This is a genomic window from Butyricimonas sp. RTP31003st1_G1_RTP31003_210430, assembly GCF_040920905.1.
GTDB classification, from domain to species: domain Bacteria; phylum Bacteroidota; class Bacteroidia; order Bacteroidales; family Marinifilaceae; genus Butyricimonas; species Butyricimonas paravirosa.
The window spans coordinates 1-21,055 of the sequence record NZ_JBCOSQ010000030.1 but is presented as its reverse complement, the minus strand read 5'-3'; the positions used below and the strand labels follow the sequence as shown (position 1 = coordinate 21,055).

The 21,055-nt window shown below is 45.1% G+C and carries 17 protein-coding genes and 1 pseudogene; 5 read left to right on the top strand and 13 right to left on the bottom strand.

All coding sequences use genetic code 11. The annotated features are described in order from the left end of the window. The first annotated feature begins 287 nt into the window (after positions 1-287). From AB5542_RS10910 to AB5542_RS10890, 5 genes are all read left to right on the top strand, one after another. On the top strand, positions 288-1,940 hold the full coding sequence (locus AB5542_RS10910; RefSeq protein ID WP_279039111.1) for a hypothetical protein: 1,653 nt from the start codon (positions 288-290) through the stop codon (positions 1,938-1,940). Between the two features lie 84 nt (positions 1,941-2,024). Beyond that, positions 2,025-3,356 carry a tRNA lysidine(34) synthetase TilS gene (gene tilS / locus AB5542_RS10905; RefSeq protein WP_087422180.1) on the top strand — a complete coding sequence of 444 codons (1,332 nt, stop codon included), beginning with the start codon at positions 2,025-2,027 and terminating at the stop codon, positions 3,354-3,356. Between the two features lie 289 nt (positions 3,357-3,645). Beyond that, positions 3,646-4,650 carry a type I glyceraldehyde-3-phosphate dehydrogenase gene (gene gap, locus AB5542_RS10900; RefSeq protein ID WP_118301982.1) on the top strand — a complete coding sequence of 335 codons (1,005 nt, stop codon included), beginning with the start codon at positions 3,646-3,648 and terminating at the stop codon, positions 4,648-4,650. Between the two features lie 48 nt (positions 4,651-4,698). Then, positions 4,699-5,505, top strand: a complete 807-nt coding sequence (locus tag AB5542_RS10895; protein ID WP_270543680.1) for a patatin-like phospholipase family protein — start codon at positions 4,699-4,701, stop codon at positions 5,503-5,505. A 198-nt stretch (positions 5,506-5,703) separates the two neighbouring features. Then, positions 5,704-7,005, top strand: coding sequence for a DEAD/DEAH box helicase (locus tag AB5542_RS10890; RefSeq protein ID WP_118301980.1), 1,302 nt, complete (start codon positions 5,704-5,706; stop codon positions 7,003-7,005). Positions 7,006-7,059: 54 nt separating this feature from the next. Here AB5542_RS10890 and AB5542_RS10885 read toward each other — a convergent pair whose 3' ends face one another. The 13 genes and pseudogenes from AB5542_RS10885 to AB5542_RS10825 form a co-directional block, all read right to left on the bottom strand. Beyond that, positions 7,060-7,833: an inositol monophosphatase family protein gene (locus AB5542_RS10885; RefSeq protein ID WP_270543681.1), complete on the bottom strand. Its 774-nt coding sequence runs from the start codon at positions 7,831-7,833 to the stop codon at positions 7,060-7,062. Positions 7,834-7,838: 5 nt separating this feature from the next. After that, entirely contained in the window at positions 7,839-8,852 is a 1,014-nt protein-coding gene (locus AB5542_RS10880; protein WP_279039105.1) for an FKBP-type peptidyl-prolyl cis-trans isomerase, read from the bottom strand. A gap of 32 nt (positions 8,853-8,884) precedes the next feature. Next, positions 8,885-9,931: an FKBP-type peptidyl-prolyl cis-trans isomerase gene (locus AB5542_RS10875; protein WP_270543683.1), complete on the bottom strand. Its 1,047-nt coding sequence runs from the start codon at positions 9,929-9,931 to the stop codon at positions 8,885-8,887. 4 nt (positions 9,932-9,935) lie between these two features. Next, the gene (locus AB5542_RS10870; protein WP_270543684.1) at positions 9,936-10,781 is read right to left on the bottom strand and encodes a histidinol-phosphatase; all 846 of its coding nucleotides are present in this window, start codon (positions 10,779-10,781) and stop codon (positions 9,936-9,938) included. 3 nt (positions 10,782-10,784) lie between these two features. After that, on the bottom strand, positions 10,785-11,288 hold the full coding sequence (locus AB5542_RS10865) for a flavin reductase family protein (protein ID WP_027199769.1): 504 nt from the start codon (positions 11,286-11,288) through the stop codon (positions 10,785-10,787). A gap of 75 nt (positions 11,289-11,363) precedes the next feature. Then, complete coding sequence (argS, locus tag AB5542_RS10860; protein ID WP_279039103.1) at positions 11,364-13,151, bottom strand: arginine--tRNA ligase; 1,788 nt, start codon at positions 13,149-13,151, stop codon at positions 11,364-11,366. Between the two features lie 179 nt (positions 13,152-13,330). Further along, complete coding sequence (locus AB5542_RS10855; RefSeq protein ID WP_229782467.1) at positions 13,331-13,552, bottom strand: hypothetical protein; 222 nt, start codon at positions 13,550-13,552, stop codon at positions 13,331-13,333. Further along, positions 13,549-14,025 (bottom strand): DUF3990 domain-containing protein, encoded by a 477-nt coding sequence (locus AB5542_RS10850; protein ID WP_270543715.1) that lies wholly within the window; start codon positions 14,023-14,025, stop codon positions 13,549-13,551. Before AB5542_RS10850 ends, AB5542_RS10855 begins: the two co-directional genes overlap by 4 nt. Beyond that, positions 14,025-14,249 carry a DUF3791 domain-containing protein gene (locus AB5542_RS10845; protein ID WP_270543686.1) on the bottom strand — a complete coding sequence of 75 codons (225 nt, stop codon included), beginning with the start codon at positions 14,247-14,249 and terminating at the stop codon, positions 14,025-14,027. The genes AB5542_RS10850 and AB5542_RS10845 overlap by 1 nt, the downstream gene beginning before the upstream one ends. 80 nt (positions 14,250-14,329) lie before the next feature. Continuing rightward, positions 14,330-15,595, bottom strand: a complete 1,266-nt coding sequence (locus AB5542_RS10840; protein WP_270543687.1) for a TolC family protein — start codon at positions 15,593-15,595, stop codon at positions 14,330-14,332. 296 nt (positions 15,596-15,891) lie between these two features. Further along, positions 15,892-18,927 carry an efflux RND transporter permease subunit gene (locus tag AB5542_RS10835; protein WP_270543716.1) on the bottom strand — a complete coding sequence of 1,012 codons (3,036 nt, stop codon included), beginning with the start codon at positions 18,925-18,927 and terminating at the stop codon, positions 15,892-15,894. 9 nt (positions 18,928-18,936) lie between these two features. Next, positions 18,937-19,986 (bottom strand): efflux RND transporter periplasmic adaptor subunit, encoded by a 1,050-nt coding sequence (locus tag AB5542_RS10830; protein ID WP_270543688.1) that lies wholly within the window; start codon positions 19,984-19,986, stop codon positions 18,937-18,939. A 622-nt stretch (positions 19,987-20,608) separates the two neighbouring features. Then, positions 20,609-21,055: pseudogene (locus tag AB5542_RS10825) on the bottom strand (3'-5' exonuclease); the annotation flags it as partial.

The following is a 21,055-nucleotide window of genomic DNA, read 5'->3' as shown; positions in this document are numbered from 1 at the left end:
TTTCTTTATTTGGTTCTAGACAAAGATAAAAAATAATTTCAATAATCATTCTTGAATAAATTAAATACATTTGCATTATAATATTAACCAGCAAACAAAAATAGACCGTGCGCCTTATTTTTTATCTGTTTTTATTCACACTCCTGCATTCCTGCCGGGAAGCTAACTCCCGGCTCGAACAAGCCCTGCAACTTGCCGGGGACAACAAGCTGGAACTCCAAAAAGTGCTGGACCACTATGCCGGCGACAGCCTCAAACTAAAAGCAGCCATTTTCCTTATCGAGAATATGCCAGGCCACTATTCCCTCGACGGCCCCTACCTTCGGCAACTCCAACGAGTCATCGACAGTACGGAGACCCCTTACTTGATGAAGAAAGTCATCCTCATGCAACCCCTCCGTTATCCCCGTTCCCGCCAGCAACTCAGGGCGGAACCGGACCTCGAACAAGTGAAAGCCGACTACCTCATTCACCAAATTGACCAAGCCTTCCGGCTATGGACCAACAGTCCTTGGCTCGAAGACCTCACTCTTGAAAATTTCCTTGAATATTTACTACCTTACCGGATTGGTAATGAACCCCTCGATTATTGGCGGGATTCCATAGATTCTCGGCTAAGGGAACGCCTGCAAGAGGCAGGACGCTACTTTGATAACCAAAAACACTCCCCCTACAACATGGCGCAGATCGTTTACGGTCACGCCCTAGGACTTGATTCCGGAAAGGACAACCTGGCAGGAATCCCCTTCTCGGCTAAAGAATGTGTCTTTTCTAGCCAACTACAACTACTGGCATATCGCATGGTAGGTATTCCCGCAGCCATAGACCACGTCCCCTATTGGGCCGACATGAACGGATTCCACGAATGGACGGTCGTCATGGATACCAAAAACAAGGACATACTCGCCGGGCAGATAGAGATGAAAAACGCTCCGAAAGTGTATCGCCGCACGTACTCGATCAACCCCATTCCCGTTCCCGAAAAGGATGAATACATTCCCCCGTTCTTCACAACCCCCTTCAACCGGGATGTCACCAACAAATACCTGCACACCTCGGATATTACGGTCACCGCAACTGTCCCCGTGCAGGCACGACACGCTTATCTCGCCATATTCAACGGGCGAGAACTCCGGGTCGTCGACTGGAGCGACGTGCAACAAGGCAAAGCCCACTTTCATGCCATGGGTCCCAACATCGTGTATTTTCCCATCTATTTCGAGAAGGAATACCAGCGAAACTTCACCTATCCCTTCATCCTGCGAGCAAACGGGACAACCGTCACATTACGTCCAGACACGACACGACGACAGACTCTCACCCTCACTCGTAAATATCCTTTACACCACAACAAAGTGTACCATGGCAACGCCCTTGTCGGGGCAAGGTTTCAAGCATCGAACGATCCAACATTCCAAAACCCCGTAACCATCCACCGTGTCACCCACAACCCTAACATGCAACCCGTAATCGTTCCGGTCGATACCACGCAAAAATACCGTTACTGGCGATTTAACCATACCAAGATCGTGGAACTCGCCGAGTGGAGATTCAAGGACAACCGGGGCCAAAACCTAACAGGAAAAAGCATTGATCCCGAAGGTAGAGGAGCCCGCCTCACCAACATTTTCGACAATGACCCGCTTTCCCATGGAAGAATATCCCATCGGCTCGTCGTGGACTTCGGTCACCCCGTCAGCGTGTCGGAAATTATCTACCTACCCCGCAACGATGCGAACGGCGTGTATCCCGGAAACGAGTACGAACTATTTTACTTCGACCTCGGTGGTTGGCAATCTCTCGGTTGTAAAATCGCTACGGGTTATTCCGTTGATTTTGAAAACGTTCCCTCGAACGCCGTCTACTGGCTGCGTAATCACACGGCAGGTAAAGAAGAGCGCGTGTTCACGATACAAAACGGAGAACAACGTTTCTGGTAAAATAAAATCATCATTTTTATTCGTGCTTCCCTTCTTCTTTCAAGAAAAATAGCTAATTTAGGCTATTCATTAAAGAGAGAGGTTATGTTGGATACGATAAAACAGTTCCTCAAGGAACACGAGATTGACGAGAAAGCGGGATTTATCATTGCCGTTAGCGGGGGGGCCGATTCAATCACTTTACTCCACGCATTCAAGTACTTGAATCTACGCATACACGCCTTGCATTGCAACTTCAACCTGCGGGGCAAAGAATCGAACATGGATGAACAATTCGTGAAACGGTTCTGTGAAACCTACGGTATCCCTATGAGCGTGAAACGCTTTGACACCCAAGAATACGCCAAGAAAAAAGGCATCAGCATAGAGATGGCCGCTCGGGAACTACGCTACGACTGGTTCGAAGAAATGCGCCAGAAGAAAAAAATGGACTACATCGTAGTGGGACACCATGCCGACGATCTTGCCGAGACTCTCTTTATTAATATATGTCGCGGAACCGGCATCAAGGGGCTCACCGGTATTCGTCCCGTCAAAGATCGCATTCTACGCCCGCTCCTGTCCCGTTCCCGGGAGGAGATCATCACTTACATCGAGCAAAACCAACTGGGGTATCGTACCGATTCCACCAATAACTCGCTCGACTACGTGCGGAACAAAATTCGCCACATGATCATCCCCGTATGCAAGGACATCAATCCCTCATTCCTCAACACGGTACGGGAAAACTGTAACACCCTCAAGGAAGTGGAGCAAATCTACCGTTACGGCATCGACCGTTTGAAAGAAGAAGTGATTAGCGAGGAAAACGGGGAAACCCTTATTGACATACAAAAGACACTGGCAGCCCCAGCCCCTTACACGCTCTTGTTCGAGATCCTACGGCCATATGGTTTTAACGCCACGCAAATCGAGGATATTCTTGAAAGCAGCGACGCCATTCCCGGAAAACAATTCGAGGCCGAAGAATACTTACTTACGAAAGGCAGGATCTACTGGCGGCTATTCAATATCTTAGAAAAAGAAGACAAACGCACTCTTTTGGCAGATAGTGGAGAATACCACGTTGATGACAGCATCTTCCGGCTCGAAGAACAAGACATCGATGACTCTTTTATTGTTCCCCGTGATCTTGACACAGGGTGTTTTGACCTCGATAAAATCACTTATCCCCTCGTGTTACGCCACTGGTCCATGGGTGACTGGTTCTGCCCTCTCGGTATGAAACGTAGTAAAAAGAAATTGAGCGACTTTTTCACAGACTTGAAATTCAGCGCCAAGCAGAAAAAAGACTGCCTTCTCTTACAATCTGGCAAGGACATCATTTGGGTGGTCGGCCATCGCATAGACGATCGCTACAAAGTATCTCCTGCTACCAAAAGAGTTTTAATCATCAAACAAATAAAAGGAATTTAATACGCATTAAATGATCAATACTCTAAATAGAAAAAGAGGCCCGTCGGCCTCTTTTAACACACTAACAATAAATTTACTACACTTATAAAAGCAAAAAACATTTCCTTCAATTGCTGGGCAAAGATAAATATTTAAAACGTTTGCGCAAACTTTTTTAAGAAAAAAAACGTTCGCGTATAACTAATCTAAAAGTTCTTTGTTTTTCATTTTTTTATCCATACTTTTGTGTGAGTTTACGACATTAAACGAGAGAGTTAACATCATTATTAACCAAATAATAAAAAAACAAATGTCAAAGATTAAAGTTGGTATCAACGGATTCGGACGTATCGGTCGTCTGGTTTTTAGAGCTGCAATGACAAGAGACGATATTGAAATCGTTGGAATAAATGACCTTATCGATGTCGACTACATGGTTTACATGTTGAAATATGACACCATGCACGGTCGTTTCAACGGAACCGTTGAGGCTAAAGATGGAAAACTCGTTGTAAACGGACACGCTATCCGTGTTACAGCAGAGAGAAACCCGGAAGATCTGAAATGGAACGAGGTGGGTGCAGAATATGTAGTTGAGTCAACCGGACTTTTCTTAACGAAAGAAAAAGCAGAAGCTCATTTGAAAGCCGGGGCAAAAAGAGTCGTGATGTCTGCCCCGTCAAAAGATGATACCCCGATGTTCGTGATGGGTGTAAACCACAAAACTTACGCCGGACAAACTATTGTATCTAACGCATCATGTACCACGAACTGCTTAGCCCCGTTGGCTAAAGTAATGCATGATAAATTCGGTATTGTTGAAGGTTTGATGACCACCGTACACGCTACCACCGCTACCCAAAAAACTGTAGACGGTCCTTCTATGAAAGACTGGAGAGGTGGACGTGCCGCTGCCGGCAACATCATCCCGTCATCTACCGGAGCTGCTAAAGCTGTAGGTAAAGTAATCCCGGAACTGAACGGAAAATTAACCGGAATGTCATTCCGTGTTCCGACATTGGACGTATCTGTTGTTGACCTGACTTGCCGTCTGGAAAAAGCTGCAACTTACGAAGAGATTAAAGCCGCCATGAAAGAGGCTTCTGAAAACGAACTGAAAGGCATCCTCGGTTATACCGAAGAAGACGTTGTTTCTTCTGACTTCTTGGGTGACGCCCGCACTTCTATTTTCGATGCTAAAGCAGGTATCGCATTAAACTCTAACTTCGTGAAACTCGTTTCTTGGTATGACAACGAGTGGGGATATTCCAACAAAGTTATCGAGTTAATCGCTCACATGGCTACAGTAAAATAAAAAAAGGGGCATGAGCCCCTTTTTTAGTCTATTACACACACTAACCACATGGAAAATAATCAACAGAAACGACCATACAAGCTAGGTTTGGTATTAAGTGGAGGGGGAGCCAGAGGATTCGCCCATTTAGGCGTTTACAAGGCGATGCAGGAGCTGGGAATTAAACCGGACATCATTTCGGGAACCAGTGCGGGAGCAATAGCCGGGCTTATATTTGCATCCGGTCACTCGGCAGAGGACGGGCTTAAATTCTTTCAAGACAGAAAACTGCTCGACTTCGCACGACCTTTAGTCTCCAAAACCGGAATCATGACCATGACCGGAATGGAAAAAAGGTTATCCGAGTTCATTCATGTTGAAACTTTCGAGGAACTACAAATACCGTTGGTAGTCACCGCCACCAACATGAACTTGGGCATACCTACGCATTTCAGCACGGGCAAAGTAGTCCCCTGCGTGTTAGCATCCTGTTCTATACCCATCGTATTCGTACCCGTCACCATCAATCACCACCAGTACTCGGACGGTGGAGTATTTATGAACCTACCAGTGCGACCGATCCGGGAGTTATGCGAGACAGTTATCGGCGTACATATCGACCCGTTGGAGCCCTGTAATCACATCAAAAGCATGGTCCACTTAGCCGAACGCTCCTTCCACATGGGTATTCTGTCAAACATGAATATCGACACCCGCTTGTGTGACATCGTTATCGTGCCGAAACACATCAGCCGATACAGCATGTTCGACCTTAATAACATCGAAAAAATAGTGGACGAAGGTTACCGACAGGCTAAAGTCGTATTCTCTCGCCCAAAAATCATGAAAAAACTGAATTGCCTAATGATTCAGTGATCCCATCGATGAAGTGATTTAGTGATTTCCGATTAGGTGATTATAAATCACTAGATACTTAAATGTAAAATGTAGAATGAAAAACTACCCCCTCTAAAAGGTAAAAGTTAAAAACTAAAAGATAAAAGTTGAAAATCAAAAAGCGTCAGCTTGTGCGGTTGGAATCTAAAATCTAAAATCTAAAATCACTAAATTACCATGTTTTCTTCCCTTCAAGCCCTTGGAATATCTTCATTGAACGAGATGCAAGAAGCCTCACTGAAAGCTCATCGGGAAACCGATCACATCATCCTGCTCTCTCCCACTGGATCGGGTAAAACCCTGGCCTTTCTGTTACCCTTACTGGAAAACCTTGCCCCGGATAACACGAAAGCACAGGCCATTATCCTAACCCCATCAAGAGAACTGGCCTTGCAGATAGAGCAAGTATTCCGTTCCCTGAAAAGCGGTTTCAAAGTGGTATGCTGTTACGGGGGACATGACATCAACGTGGAAAGTCGCAGTCTGGCATATACGCCCACGCTTATCATCGGGACTCCGGGACGCATACTCGATCACGTCACCCGGGGGACAATTGACACGAACTCAATCTCCACCATCATTCTCGATGAGTTCGATAAGGCTCTGGAATTCGGTTTTCAAGAAGACATGGAAACCATCTTCTCGTACTTGCCACACCTGCAAAAGCGAGTCTTAACCTCTGCAACATCGGCCATCGAGATACCAAAATTCACGGGCCTACGAAACCCTCTCATGTTGGATTTTCTTGAAGGTGCCGCACCGATCAAGTTAACACTCAAAAGCGTGTACACCGAAGGTAACAACAAACTCGACACGCTCTACAAGCTACTGTGTGATCTAGAGGAAGGTCCTACCCTGATTTTTTGTAACTATCGGGAACGGGCGGAAGAAGTGAGTAATTACCTGTGGGATAAAGGTGTCAATAACGAATATTTTCACGGGGGAATGGAACAGGAAGAACGCGAGCGAGTGCTGTGTAAATTCCGCAATGGAAGTACGTACATTTTCATCTCGACAGACCTCGCCTCCCGCGGTCTGGATATCCCAGAGATAAAATACATCATCCACTATCACCTCCCCGAAAAGCCGGAATCCTTCACCCATCGCAACGGTCGAACTGCACGGATGAATGCCTCCGGTACCGCTTTTCTCCTACTCGACAGGGATGAATCCCGCCCGGATTTCCTAACCGAAATCCCGGAAACCTACCACCCCGTCGGTAAATACCCCGCCCCGGCAGAACCATTCTGGTCCACCCTCTACATTGGCAAAGGGAAAAAAGACAAGGTCAACAAAATGGATATCGTCGGTTTCCTCTGCCAAAAAGGGAACTTGAAAAAAGAAGACATTGGTAAAATCGAAGTCAAAGACCATCACTCTTTCGTCGCCGTCAAGCGAGGCAATCTAAGACAACTACTTTCCCTCATCCGAAGAGAGAAAATCAAAAATATGAGAGCCAAAATAGAACTTTCGAGGTAAAGTAATGTAGAACAAATTTTAAAGACTAAAATAAAAGGGACTTTCCAGTCCCCTTTAACTTATATACTCTTTCATTTTCTCCACGATCCCTGCATTTCCGGCCAGTATGGCTATCCCCCGGTCCTCCCGGAAGGGTTCAACATGACCGCCCGCCTCCTGCACGATAAGTACTCCGGCACACACGTCCCAAAGTTTCAAACCCAGTTCCCAGTACCCATCCAGAAACCCGGCTGCAACCCCACAAAGATCGTAAGCGGCAGATCCCATACGTCGTATTCCCCGCAGATGTGGCAGAATACGACTTAAATTGTCGATATTATTCACAGGATGTATTCCCTTGTCGTAAGGGAAACCCGTGGCTAGCACGGAACGATCGAGTTCCGTCTTGTCGGAAACGTGGATCGGGGCATTGTTTAGAAAAGCCCCTTTGCCTCGGATTGCCGTGTACAGCTCGTTCAAGTAGGGAGCATACACAACTCCTAACAACGTCTCTCCCCGGTATTGAAGCCCGATAGACACGCAAAATACGGGTAATCCCTGGCTATAATTATTTGTCCCGTCCAAAGGGTCCACCACCCACAGATAGTCGCTATGAGCATCATGTTCCCCACTTTCTTCCCCCAACACACTATGATCGGGAAAACACTTGCCGATACGCTCGATCAGCATGGACTCACTTAGCTTATCCACCTTCGTCACGACATCATGTACCGTTGACTTCGTTTCAAGTTCCAAATGTCCACTTCTGAAATAAGAGTATTGAATTTCCCCAACCTCTTTCGCCCATGCCACTGCAAGCGCCAGCGTGTTTTCCAAATTTATATTCATGATAATTACTTTTCCTTCGGATTTTTCTGCGTATCAAATACTTCTATTGTATATAAAAGAGTTGAATATCTGGGAACAATACAATTACCCGTAGACATATCAAACCCTCCACCATAGCCATATCCCATATCAGATGGTAGTAATACTTGTACTTTATCACCCACCTTCAATTTTGTCATTGCTAAACGCAAGCCTAATGGCTTTAAACTTGCTACACTCTCTTTCACGGATTCTACATCCTTATCCATTTTCAAGAACTTACGAGAAGTTCCAAACGGGTCCAAAATACTTCCTTCCATCCATATTGTGACGCTATCCGTAGCAGTTATCTCCGCCCCAGTTCCAATCTTGAATGTAGCAATTTTAGCAATTGTATCATTATTCACAATCTCATCATTCGAGGTAAATTCAGAAATACTTTTTATCCCACTTACCGTATCTAAGTATTGTTTCATTAAACTTTTTTCATAAGCAAGTAGATTATGTTCTGTTACAATCTTTTCAACCATATATTCCCGATAAACTAAAGCAGTTGAAAGACTCATAATACTCGAAATAATTGAACTTCCCGTTGTTCCTTCCGGAATATTCATTAAAATATCAGATAACGGATCGATATATTTTTCCGCATCTGTATTCATTTGCACTAATATCGGTCCTCCTAAAGTATAATAAGGAGAAACTCCGGCACCGACGGCAACACTCGGATCCGAAGAATCAATAATATTCCCCGTCAAACTCTTTTGCGTGTAATTAATCCAAACGAAATCACCATACGTTGCTTTCTTTCCTTCTTTCTGGTAATTAAACAAGTAAGCGTAATCCTCTATATTCTCTTTCAGGTAAGTATATTGATACTTGAAGATCTTCGGATCAGAATCCTTAGTATACACGAAGTCTTTAATCCTAGCCTGCTCATCCTCAAATGTTTTCTTCCAATTGTCACCATCATCATCGGAACACCCGATGAATCCGCTTGCCAAAAGGCAAAGCAGCATTACCCAATAATTACTTTTCATTTTCCGTTTCTATTTAGCTGTTATTTTTCAAACTATTCTTCTTCCGTTTTAGGTGGAACCACTTTACGAATCCGTACCCAATACCATAACGTTGAGTATGGAGGAATTAAATATTGTTTAAGTTTAGTACGATCTCGGAAAGTTATTTCCCGGGTTGTACCTACCGCACCATAAGCCATTCCATAAGGTACAATAATATGTGCAGAATCTCCAGCTTGTAAATGCTGTAATCCTTTCACCAACCCTGTTGGATAATTTTTCTGCCAAGTCTCATTAAACAAGAAATAAATAGAATCACGTCCCATACTTCTCAACACCCGATTCTGTAATCCCACATCATCCAGCAAGCCATAATCCATTTCCAACAAAACAGAATCCCCCACTTGAATATCTCGATCGCCCGTTCCTTTCTCCAAAATAGCTGTATAAGTAACTGTATCCCGCTCTCCAATAGATGAAATTTCTCGCGTAGGAAAGTCAACAAAAGCACTCTCCACGCCTATAACGTCTACTAGATAACTTCGAATCAACTTATACTCATTCACTTTCACATCGTTAATGAGCTTATGTGCCTTTAACTTATAATGTAACGGTTTCCCGTAATTATTCTTATCTCCGGCCAAAATAGAGGGTACAATCATTTCTCCTCCCATACTTCCAACACTAATATGTCGAAACGCTTCCGCCACATAATCATATTTCTTGATCGTGTCATAACGATAAAGTACCGGTCCTCCAAAAGCATAAGTAAACGTGGAATCACCCTGTTCGGGAGATGTCGTATCCAATTTACCTCCATTCAGATAGAATTTCTCGTAATCCATCAACACCCATCCCGAATCCTTTGCCACCTCGCCACTATTATCGTAATTGAAAATAAAAACCGTATCAATTAACATACCATGCACGCTATAATACTCAAGATAAAGAATCGGCGTGGTAATTTGACTCAGGTACTCGTGAATAGCGATCTTCTCATTTTCCAACGTATCAATCAAATCGAGTTCCTCTTCATCGTTATTACAACCGAAGAAAGTCAACGCAAACAAACTGCTTAATAGAATCAGAAATTTATTCATTACACTATTTATTATCTATTGGTACTTCTACCCACGCACCTTGATGCAAGCGCATCGTGCTTTTTATTCCGACTTCCCGCAACCACTCGAATGCCAACGCCCGGTTGTCATTTACCAGCTGGGGCAAATGGGCGTCAGAATTCACCATCACAGGAATATTCAACTCTTTCAACCACTTGAAATACTTCACATTGGGAAACATCATCCCCTTCTTCGTGTATGCCTTCGTGTTCACCTCCACCATGACACCTTTCTCCGCTATCAAGGACATATAGTCCCACAACAACCGGTTATACCACTCCTGTTCCGTCAACGTGCTATCTATCAGCGAACCGTTCATGGATATTTTATCCAGATGCGCCACAAAGTCAAAACCACCTAACTCTACCATCCGGGAAGACGCCTTGAAATAAGCCTCCACGAGATATTTCAGATCATCATGAAAAATCAAACGCAAGTTCTCCCTAAAATCCTCGAACTTCCCGTCCATATCCATGATCTCACCCGTCTGTTCCTCGGTCACGAGATGCACGGAACCAATGCGGTAATCCAGCGGCATACGCTGAAAATATTCTACTGCCGGTCCCCAATCATCATTCAGATAATCAATTTCCATCCCCACGTAAAGCTCGATCTGCCCCGCGTATTTCTCCTGCAAACGTTTTATCTCCGTCAGGTAAGCCTCCACGTTTCCTTTGCTTAAAGACCAACGGGTCTCGAAAGGAAGTGGTGAGTGCGAAGAGATCCCGTAACTATGGAATCCCGCCTCGATGGCAGCCTTCACGAAATCCTCCGCCGGGGCTTTCCCGTCACAAAAATTACAATGACTATGATACGTGCATAAATCCATCAGCTACTCCTTCACCCAAGCATGAACAATTTCGGCCACGTACACTTTGTGGAAATCCTTCTGGCCGTACTGGCTATCCACGATCTTCTTATCCAGAAAAGCCTCTTCCTTCAAGAAGTCAGTATATAATTTCTTACACTCCAACACCAATGTTGCCTCCTCAAAAGCCGGATTCCCGGCCTCCGTGAAATAGGGTGTCAACCCGCTTTCCTGCACCTTGTTCACGTCACGCCCGGAAACAGAACCACATACATTCAATGCATGACGGTACTTCTCGTCAAAAAATGACAAGGTAAACTCATCTTTTTTCTCCGTAAACTCGAATGTGTAACGTTGTGGCCGCACGAACACCATCACCACGGGTTTATTCCACAAATACCCCATCGATCCCCAACTAGCCGTCATCATGTTGAACTTCTCCTGATCCCCAGCCGTCACCAGCATCCAATCCTGACCGATCAACTTGATCACGTTCTTGTCTATATCTTTCGGTGCAATCTTTTTCATATTTTATATCTTTTTACCGGCCACCGGTTTCAAGTAGCCGGAATCACACAATCTAAAATCGTAAATTTAAAATCATTACATTCTTTCCGGCATCTCTATTCCCAACATACCCATGGCATTCTCTATTGCCACGCTACATTGTTGTGCCAGTAGCAAACGTAAATTACGCACTTGTTCGTTTTCTTCCTTCAGGATAGAATAATCATGATAGAACTGGTTAAACTCCTTCGCCAGCTCGTAAGCATAATTCCCGATCAACGCCGGGCTATAATTATCCCCTGCCTCCTTCACGACTGCGGGCAATTTAGCAATCAGCTTAACCAAATTCTGTTCCTTCTCGGTTAATGCCGTGTGAATATCTCCCGGAACAATCTTTACCCCGGCCTCTTCCGCTTTACGCAAAACAGACTTAATACGAGTATAGGTGTACTGGATAAATGGACCCGTATTCCCATTAAAATCAATAGATTCCTTCGGGTTAAACATCATGGTCTTCTTCGGATCGACCTTCAAGATAAAATACTTTAGCGCCCCCAAAGCAACCTTACGATACACGTCCTCGGCCTCTTCCTTCGTGTAACCGTCCAGTTTCCCCAACTCCTCGGAAGTCGTACGAGCCGTGTGAATCATCTCGTCAATCAAATCATCGGCATCCACCACCGTCCCCTCCCGGGATTTCATTTTCCCCTCCGGTAATTCAACCATACCGTAAGAAAGATGCTTGATCTTGTCGGCCCAATCGAATCCCAACTTCTTACAAACCAATGACAACACCTGAAAATGGTAATTCTGCTCGTTACCCACCACGTATATCTCCTGATCCATGTTAAACTCGTTGAAACGATCGTATGCTGTACCAATGTCCTGCGTCATGTAAACAGAAGTCCCGTCATCCCGCAACAACAACTTGTGATCCAACCCATCACCGGTAAGATCGGCCCACACGCTTCCGGTATCTTTCCGGTAAAGTACGCCATCAGCCAAACCTTTCAACACGAGGTCACGTCCTTTCTTGTATGTCTGTGACTCGAAATATACTTTGTCAAACGAGATACCCATCATTTTATAGGTCTCGTCAAAACCTTTCAATACCCAATCGTTCATGGTCCGCCACAAGGAAACCACCTTTTCGTCCCCGGCTTCCCACTTGCGCAACATCTCCTGAGCCTCCAACAATATCGGGGCCTCTTTCTTTGCCTCCTCTTCCGTTTTGCCTTGCTCCATCAACTCCTTGATCTGCGCCTTGTACTCCTTGTCAAAACGCACGTAATAATCTCCCACGAAGTGATCCCCCTTAGTTCCTGTACTTTCCGGAGTAGCACCGTTGGCAAACTTCTCCCACGCGATCATACTTTTACAGATATGAATCCCCCGGTCATTCACCAAGTTCACCATAATCACCTTATGCCCGTTTGCCTTCTGAATCTCAGAAACCGACCATCCCAGAAAATTATTCCGGATATGTCCCAAATGCAACGGTTTATTCGTGTTCGGTGAAGAGTACTCGATCATGTAAGTCTTCCCGCTAGGCTCCTTCGCATAACCGTACTTTTCCTCTTTTGCCACGTCATTCAACACCTCGATCCAGTAAGCGGAAGAAATCACCACGTTCAAAAATCCCTTGATCACGTTGTAGGTTTCCACCTCTTCAATATTTTGTTTCAAATACTCTCCCAGCTCTTTAGCCGTTTCCTCGGGCGATTTTCTGGAATATCGGGTAAACGGGAAAACGACCACCGTCAAATCACCGGCAAATTCTTTCCGGGTTTCCTGCAACTGTACGTCTTTCTCGGTTAATTCAACCCCATAACAAGCCTTTACGGCCTCCAGCACCTGCTGAGTAAGCATTTTTTCTATCGTCATATCTCTCAAACTTTTAATACCGTATTATCCATTGATTTGCAAAAATACAATTTCTTGCTATAAATCCCCCCTAAACCCGAAAAAAAACAACATAATTTTTCCCCTGTTCTCATGATCTCCAAAAAATCACAAAAACAAGGGAAAAACTATAAAATAATAGCTTATTATCTAAGCATATATCACGCTATTTTACCCAGCATAATTTCACGACGAAGTAAATTGTAATTGTATGATGCACTTTGATAATACAACCCCGTTTCTACATCCACGATCTTTTCGTAAAGCTGTGAATTATAAACTAAACTTAAAGCCTCCGTGATAGAAAGTCCATATTCCTCCATCACCCGTAAAGTCAGACGCTCCACCAAAGAATCTATCAAGAATTGGGTTTCATTACTCATAATTTTCGTAATTTTGAGATAGACAATTCTGTTCCGAAAAAATATTGTCGATTCAGTTTCCTGTATGTCAATTCTTCAACTAATGTTTCAAGTGAAATCAATTGTCTAGCGTAACGTTCCAACTGAAAAGCAACACCATCATCAGCCACGGGTCCTATAACAATGTCATAATCATGCCGAAAACCTGTCTGTTCTGCCTCTCGATTAGCCATAACAAATAACGCCCATTCTTTAGATGGTCGATCAAATATTTTTATCTTCAACTCCACACTATCCAATAATGTTTCCTCAAAAGCATATCTTGACACAACAGCACGACCCGTTCCCGCTATACGCACTCGCCGAAGAGCCATTTGGCCAGCTTGAACCTCTATATCTGTCAAATAAAAACCTCGCCCAAAATCCTTATTAGGACTACATAAATCAAGCCTTATTGATTCAATCGGTACGTTAGAACCATGAAACAAAATCATCATTCCAACCCTCCCCCGTTACGTTTACAAATAACCGAAAGATCATTTACCGCATCATGTATTGAAAGCTGATGCTCTGCTTCATAACATTCCTCCAAGAAAGCCAGCCCCTTAAATCGTTGCAAATAAGCAAAAGCCTGCTTGGCATTCAAGCTATAACGCTCACCAAAAGCATTTATGCAATAAATAATATAAGTTACTCGATTTTGAAGTTGTTTATTCATCTTCTATCTTATTTATTCCAATTTCATAAGCAAAGATAGTGAAAAACCAATCATAAATCATAATTCATAAATCTAAAATCCTACCGTCCTCCCAAAATCCTTACATACTCCGCATACGCCACCTTATACTGGTAATTCGCCGAAACCACGTTCGTGTAGGCTTGCAACCAAGTCGCCTGCGAAGACAGCACATCCAGAATAGGCAACTTCCCTTCGTTATAGCTAAAAGTATTCAACTTCAAGTTCTCCCGGGCAATCTCCAACGTGGAATTGGCAATCTCCACCTGTCTCCAGTTCTCGTTTAACTTCACCCAAGCATTTGCCAGTTCCTCTTTCACTTGATCCTCGACTTTACTCATGGCTAACTCCTTACTTGTCTCCATCGCACGATTCTGTTTCACGTACTGGCGTTTCTCTCCCCAGTTGAAAATAGGCATACTCAACTTCGCAAAAGCCACCGTCGCGAACTTCTCGTCACCGGAAACATTAATCAACGGCGTACCCCACGTCTCCTTCACCCCCACGGCAAATTGCGGCAGATACTTTGAACGTATAATCTTGGTCTGTTGCTTGGTCAAATTAAAATCCTGCACGGCAATCTGGTAATCGGCCCTCCGTTTCAAAGCCACTTCCAACGGTTGTAAACCCGGAACGATCACCGGCTTCTGGATCGAGTCAATAATAACCCACTTTTCCTCTAAAGGAGCCCCCATCATGATTTTAAACGACTGCATCGCTGTCTGGTAATTCATATTCCGGGTAGATTCTTGCAACTCCGCCTCCTTCAAGCGGGTCTTCACCATCAGCAAGTCCGTCTTGCTGATCGCCCCCTCGTCAAAACGTTTTTGTACAATCCCATCCAGCTCCTTCACGATCAACACGAACTCTTGGGAAATATAAAACAGACTCTCGTTAGCCGCCAACGTCCAATAACTCACGTCAGCCGCATAAACAATATTATCCGTCGTCAACTCTTCCCCCAAACGGGCAATCGCTTTCTGTAACTTCGCCGCCTCTTGCTGCTTGCGTACCATACTCCCCGCATACACGTTCTGCGACAATGTCGCCTCCGCCGAATAATTATTGTGTTTCAGATCAACCCCCTGCATAAATTCCACGTCTTCTATCTGATACGAATAATTCCCGCTTAATTGCAATTTTGGAAAGAATCCCGTTTTTACCCCTTTCAACGCATATATCGCCGCCTTGACAGCCTCCCTCGATTGCTTGATATCCTGATTATACTCCAGCACCTTCGCCCGGTACTCCTCGACCGTCAAGGTCTGCGCTATTCCGCTCCCCAACGTCATCCATAAAATTCCTATTGTAATAACAAAAACCTTCATACAATTAAAAATTGAATATTGAAAATAAACTCCCTCCCCCCTTCGGGGTACTCCCTTTACTAATTTCAAATTTAATGATTGTAGATTTTAGATTTCCGCCCACAAAATCAACGCTTCTAAATTTACTACTTTCAACTTTTAGTTTTTAACTTTTAACTTTTAGCTTTCTCTGGCAGAGGGAGAGCCGAGTTACTTCCTTGTTTGTGAAAGGAGTACCAGCTCCTCCTCTGTTTATAGAGGAGGTGGCCGAAGGCCGGAGGAGTTCAATCTAAAATCATTAAATCTAAAATTCAAAATCACTCCGCTTTTATCCTGAATATCAAACAATACGTCACGGGCAACACCACGATAGTCAACAAACTGGCTACCAGCAAGCCCCCCATGATACAAGCTGCCATGCCGCCAAACATAGCGTCGAACAACAGGGGCAGCATACCCAATATCGTCGTACCCGAAGCCATTGCCACCGGAACTATTCTTGACTTCGTGGCCTGCAACACAGCATCCAGCGGGGCCAACCCGTTCTCCTGTTCGATACCGATTTGGTCCACCAGCACGATCGCATTCTTGATATTCATCCCTACCAATCCCAACACGCCCAGTAAAGCGAAAAAGTCGAACATTTTCCCCATCACCAGCAAGCCGAAGACCACCCCGATAAAAATCAACGGCACCATCAGCAATATAATAGTCGGTTTCCGGTAGGTTCTAAAAAGCAATAGCAACACGATAAACATCAAGATAAACGTCAACGGCATATTGGCAGCCAAAGCCTCGTTGGACTCCACCTGACTCTCGTCCTCCCCGAATATTTTCATTCGGTAGCCTTCCGGCATATCCATACTTTTCACCTTGTTCCACACTTCCGAGAAAGCCGCTTTCGTATTCGCACCCCGTTTGGGATCACATTGCGCCATCATTACCCGGTCCCGGTTATACCGTTTGATCACGTTATAATGATAATCGTAGGCAAAACTATCCACCACCTGCGCCAAAGGCACCGTGAACCCCTGCGTGGCAAACACGGGCAGCGTCTTCATGTTATCCAGATTCTTACTATCAAACCCATCCTCTTTCAGCAATATCGGCATAAACAAATCCTTCTCCCGGAAATCCCCGATAGCCAACCCGTTCGTGGCAATCTTCAAAGCGTAAGCCACCGACTGGCGAGTAATCCCGAGACGTTGTCCTCGTTCCTGCGAGTAGGCCGGTTCCCAAACGGGAACTTGATTTCCCCAACTACTTCTAACATCCGTCACCATATCACATTCTCGCATGATATTCATCGCCCGTTCCGTCAAGGCAGCAAGCGTGTCGATATTCTCCCCGATAAAACCGATCTCGATGGCGGCCTCCACCGCCGGGGACAACTTGAACAAAGAGGAACGGATCAACATATCCGGGTAATTCTCCCGCACGTAAGTATTCAAACGCTCCTCCACGATCGGAGATTGTTCCTTTTTTTCCACCTCGATCAACAGATTTCCGAAGTTCGCTTTTGGCCCGAAAGACGTGCTTGCCAGATAATAGCGCAAGGGCGATCCCCCGATCGTTACCGACACGTTCACCACCTCATCCTGCTCCAGCAAATAAGCCTCAATATCCGACATCATATCCTCCGATTCCCGAATACTGAACCCTTCCGGCAAGAAACAATCTGCCCGGAAATAAGGTTTATCCATACTCGGGAAAAAATTTTGTGGCATAATCCCCATGATATACATGGACACCAAGAACAAACAGACCACCGAGACAATCGTGATCACCTTATGCTTGATCAATCCCCGTAACACGGAAACAAACCTGCGGTAGAACTTCGTATCGTAAGGATCTTTACTCGAATCTCCGAAATTCTCCTTCAGTATAAAATTACCGAACACGGTCGTCTGCGTCAACGCCAGAATCCAACTCAATCCCAGCGAAACCGCCAGCACGATAAATAACGGTTTCACCATCTCCGCCACGGAAGAAGGCGCCAAGTACAAGGGTAAAAAAGAAAATATAGCAATCAGCGTGGCCCCCAACAATCCCCACTGCGGGACGGTGGCCCCCCTGATCAAAGCATCCCGCCGACGCATACCCTTTTTAATCAATATCTGAGCATTATCCGTCACCACGATGGCATTATCCACCAGCATGCCCATTGCTATAATAAAGGCTGCCAGCGACGTCCGGTTCAACCCGACTCCCATAAACTGCATAATCAGCATCGTACCACCGATCGAGAAAATCAACGAGGAACCGATCAATAACCCGGCACGGGTACCCATTACCAGCAAAATAATAAAGATCACGATCACCACGGACTCCACCAGATTCAACAGGAAACCATTGTTTGCCTCCCGTGCAATTTCGTTCTCCGGGTAAAGAGTCACGAGTTCGATTCCCACGGGCATCAACTCCTCCAACTGGCTCAATCGCTCCTTCACCTTATCCCCCGTCTTCACCACGTCACGCTCCGGATCGGTCGAGATACCTATACCAATAGCCCGCTTACCATTCACCCGCATCAAACTGCTTGGCGGGTCCATGTACCCCTTTTCAATCGTGGTAATATCCCCCAGTCGTACCTGTTGTCCCGCCTGGGTCACGATCAACTGGTTACGAATATCATCTAGCGTTTTGTACGTCCCGTCGGCCAATATCTTCAATTCCAAATTTCCCGCCCGTTTCTCTCCCGTGTTAATCAGAGAATTCTGCGACTTGATCGTCTGTATCAAAGAATTCAGATCAATCCCCGAATTCGCCAACTTCGACATGGAGATAAACACGTTCACCACCTCCGTCTGTTCACCGTACAAGGCCACCTTCTGCACCCCGTCCACGGAAACAAGCTGAGTCTTCAATTTTTGTCCCCACTCCCGCAAATCGTGATAAGAAAAACCCTCCCCGGCCGTCAGCCCGTAGTATATCCCGAACACGTCACCGAAATCATCTGACACGCTGATCGTCGAGGCTCCCTGTGGCAGCGACGGTTGTATATTCAGCACCTTACGCCGTAACTCGTCCCACATCTGGGGCATCTCCTCCGGCGGTGTTGCCGGGCTCAACTCGATTTGTATTTTAGACATCCCATAATAGGAATCCGATTTGATCTTGTGTACCCGCCGCATGGATTGAATTTCCCGTTCGATCGGCTCCGTGATTAACTGCTCGACCTCATTAGGGGTAGCCCCCGGGTATCTCGTTATAATGACCGCCGTTTTAATCACGAAAGGCGAATCCTCCTTTTTCCCCAGCAGATCGAAAGATAAAACTCCCCCGACTAACAATATGGCCAAAAAGAAATAAACCACCTTCGTGTTTTCCAGCGAATATTTAGCTATATTCATCATATCAAACTATTTAAGCAACTTCACCTTTTGACCTTCCGTTATGTAATTCGCTCCCGCCACGACAATCGTATCCTCGTTCGAGAGTCCCTTCTGCACCATGATCTTATCATTCCCGAACAACTGCCCAATCTCCACGGTCCGGCTAGTCACCGTTTCCGTCTTCGGGTCATACACCCAAACACACGTCTCGTTCGAGGTCGGGTTCTTGAACAACGCGCTCATCGGCACGATATAACTATCCTCCACCGGAGTTTCAATCTTCAAATTTACTTTACAGGAAAAACCAGGATATATATTATGCTTATCCCTCGAAAACCGGGAATCATCTATCACCAATTTCACCGGAATACCCGTTCCGTCGGGCGAGGCATCAATAAATTCTTTCACTTTCGCCTTGAACCATATCCCCTTGTAGGTATCAAACTCCACGGTCACCGTCATAGGCGTACGAGTTAAGTCAACACTCGTCTCCGGCAATGTAAAACCAACCGCCAGCTTATTTGGGTTAACCAACTTGATAATCGACTCGCCCGGGTTCACCTTCTGGTAATTCTCTACGAATTTTTTCTCCACAAAACCGTCAAACGGGGCCCGCAGTTTTGTGTCTTCCAGCGTGTTCGCTGACGTCTCGTAAGCCGATTTACCTTTTATATAATTAGCCTCCGCAATTTCGTACTCCTGTTGTGAGATCGCCTGCATGGAAAGCAGCCTTCTGTTCCGTTCCAACTGGGATTTAGCCGTTAAATAAGCCGCCTTGTTCGCCTCGAACTGTAAGCGATAATCAAGCGGGTCAACCGCCGCGATCACCTGTCCTTTTTTCACTTTCTGCCCCTCATCCACGTTCATTGCGATCAACGGTCCGGACAACTTAAATGCCAGATTACTGTATTCTTCGGCCTCCACGACACCCGTATACAACTTATTGATAGCTCCCAAAGACTCGACATTTACCACTCTCACAGGACGTACAATATCCTGATACGTGTTATCCTTTTTCCCTTTGCAGCCACTCCACAAAAGAGTCACCGCAATATAAACCATCCATTTAAACCCCATAAAACAAACCTTCTTATTTATTACAAATTATTCTCATTCAATCGCTCGGCTAAATAGCAATGAATATGCCATATTTACATTTTAAACAAATAACTTTATAATTAGAGTTTTCCCCCCTCGACCTGATACGCCCCCTAACCATCTATTGATCACTTAATCTGACTCGTATACGGGAATAAAATGATAAAGTTTTCCATGACATGAACCGTCGAGGAAAACTTTATCATTTAGAATATATTTTTCTACTTCCGTCACTACGACACCTTGTAACGTCGCCATAAGTAAAAACGTACCATATTGAAACAAGTGGGCTGCATGTATCGACCGATTCCACACTGCTCGTAATACATTATTACGCTAGTGTTCTGCCTAGGTTTCTCCGTGGTTCCTCCGTGCTTTCTCCGTGTCACTTGCGAGCAAACAACATGGAAAATACACGTGAACTCTGCATAAATCCTCTCGTATCATTAGCGCAACATACAACGAAGACCAAACCGGAGTGGGAGAGAAATAGGAAAATACAAATTCCTGTTTCCCAAAGACCAGGCAACGCACGAATGCACAAACTTCGTCCTTGAGAAACAGGAATATAATTAATTATCTGGGAATACTCTTTCCCGGGTCACTTCACTAACCCTGCCGTCCGCAGACGGATCTCGGTCAAAATCTTCTTCGTGTATAAGGGGAACTCCCCGTTCAACATCCACGCAAAATAACCGGGTTGCTCTTTCAGTACTTTCACCACGGGAACCCCTTTGTTCTTCCCGAAATTAAATACCTCCACCCCTTCTTCATTGTAAATGATAAATCCGGCAAAATCCGCCGTGTTATTCTGTGTTGAGAACTTGCTTAGGAAAGCGATGTCGTTCTCCAGCGTGTCATTATAACGATCCAGCTGGGCTTTCAGCACCTCGTAAGTAGCCGTCGTATCGGCAGCAGCCGTGTGGGCATCTTCCAAGTTCTTGTTACAATAAAAACGATATGCCGCACTTAACGTACGCTGTTCCATCTTGTGGAAAATTGTCTGCACGTCCACGAACTTCCGTTTCCGCATATCGAAATCCACATC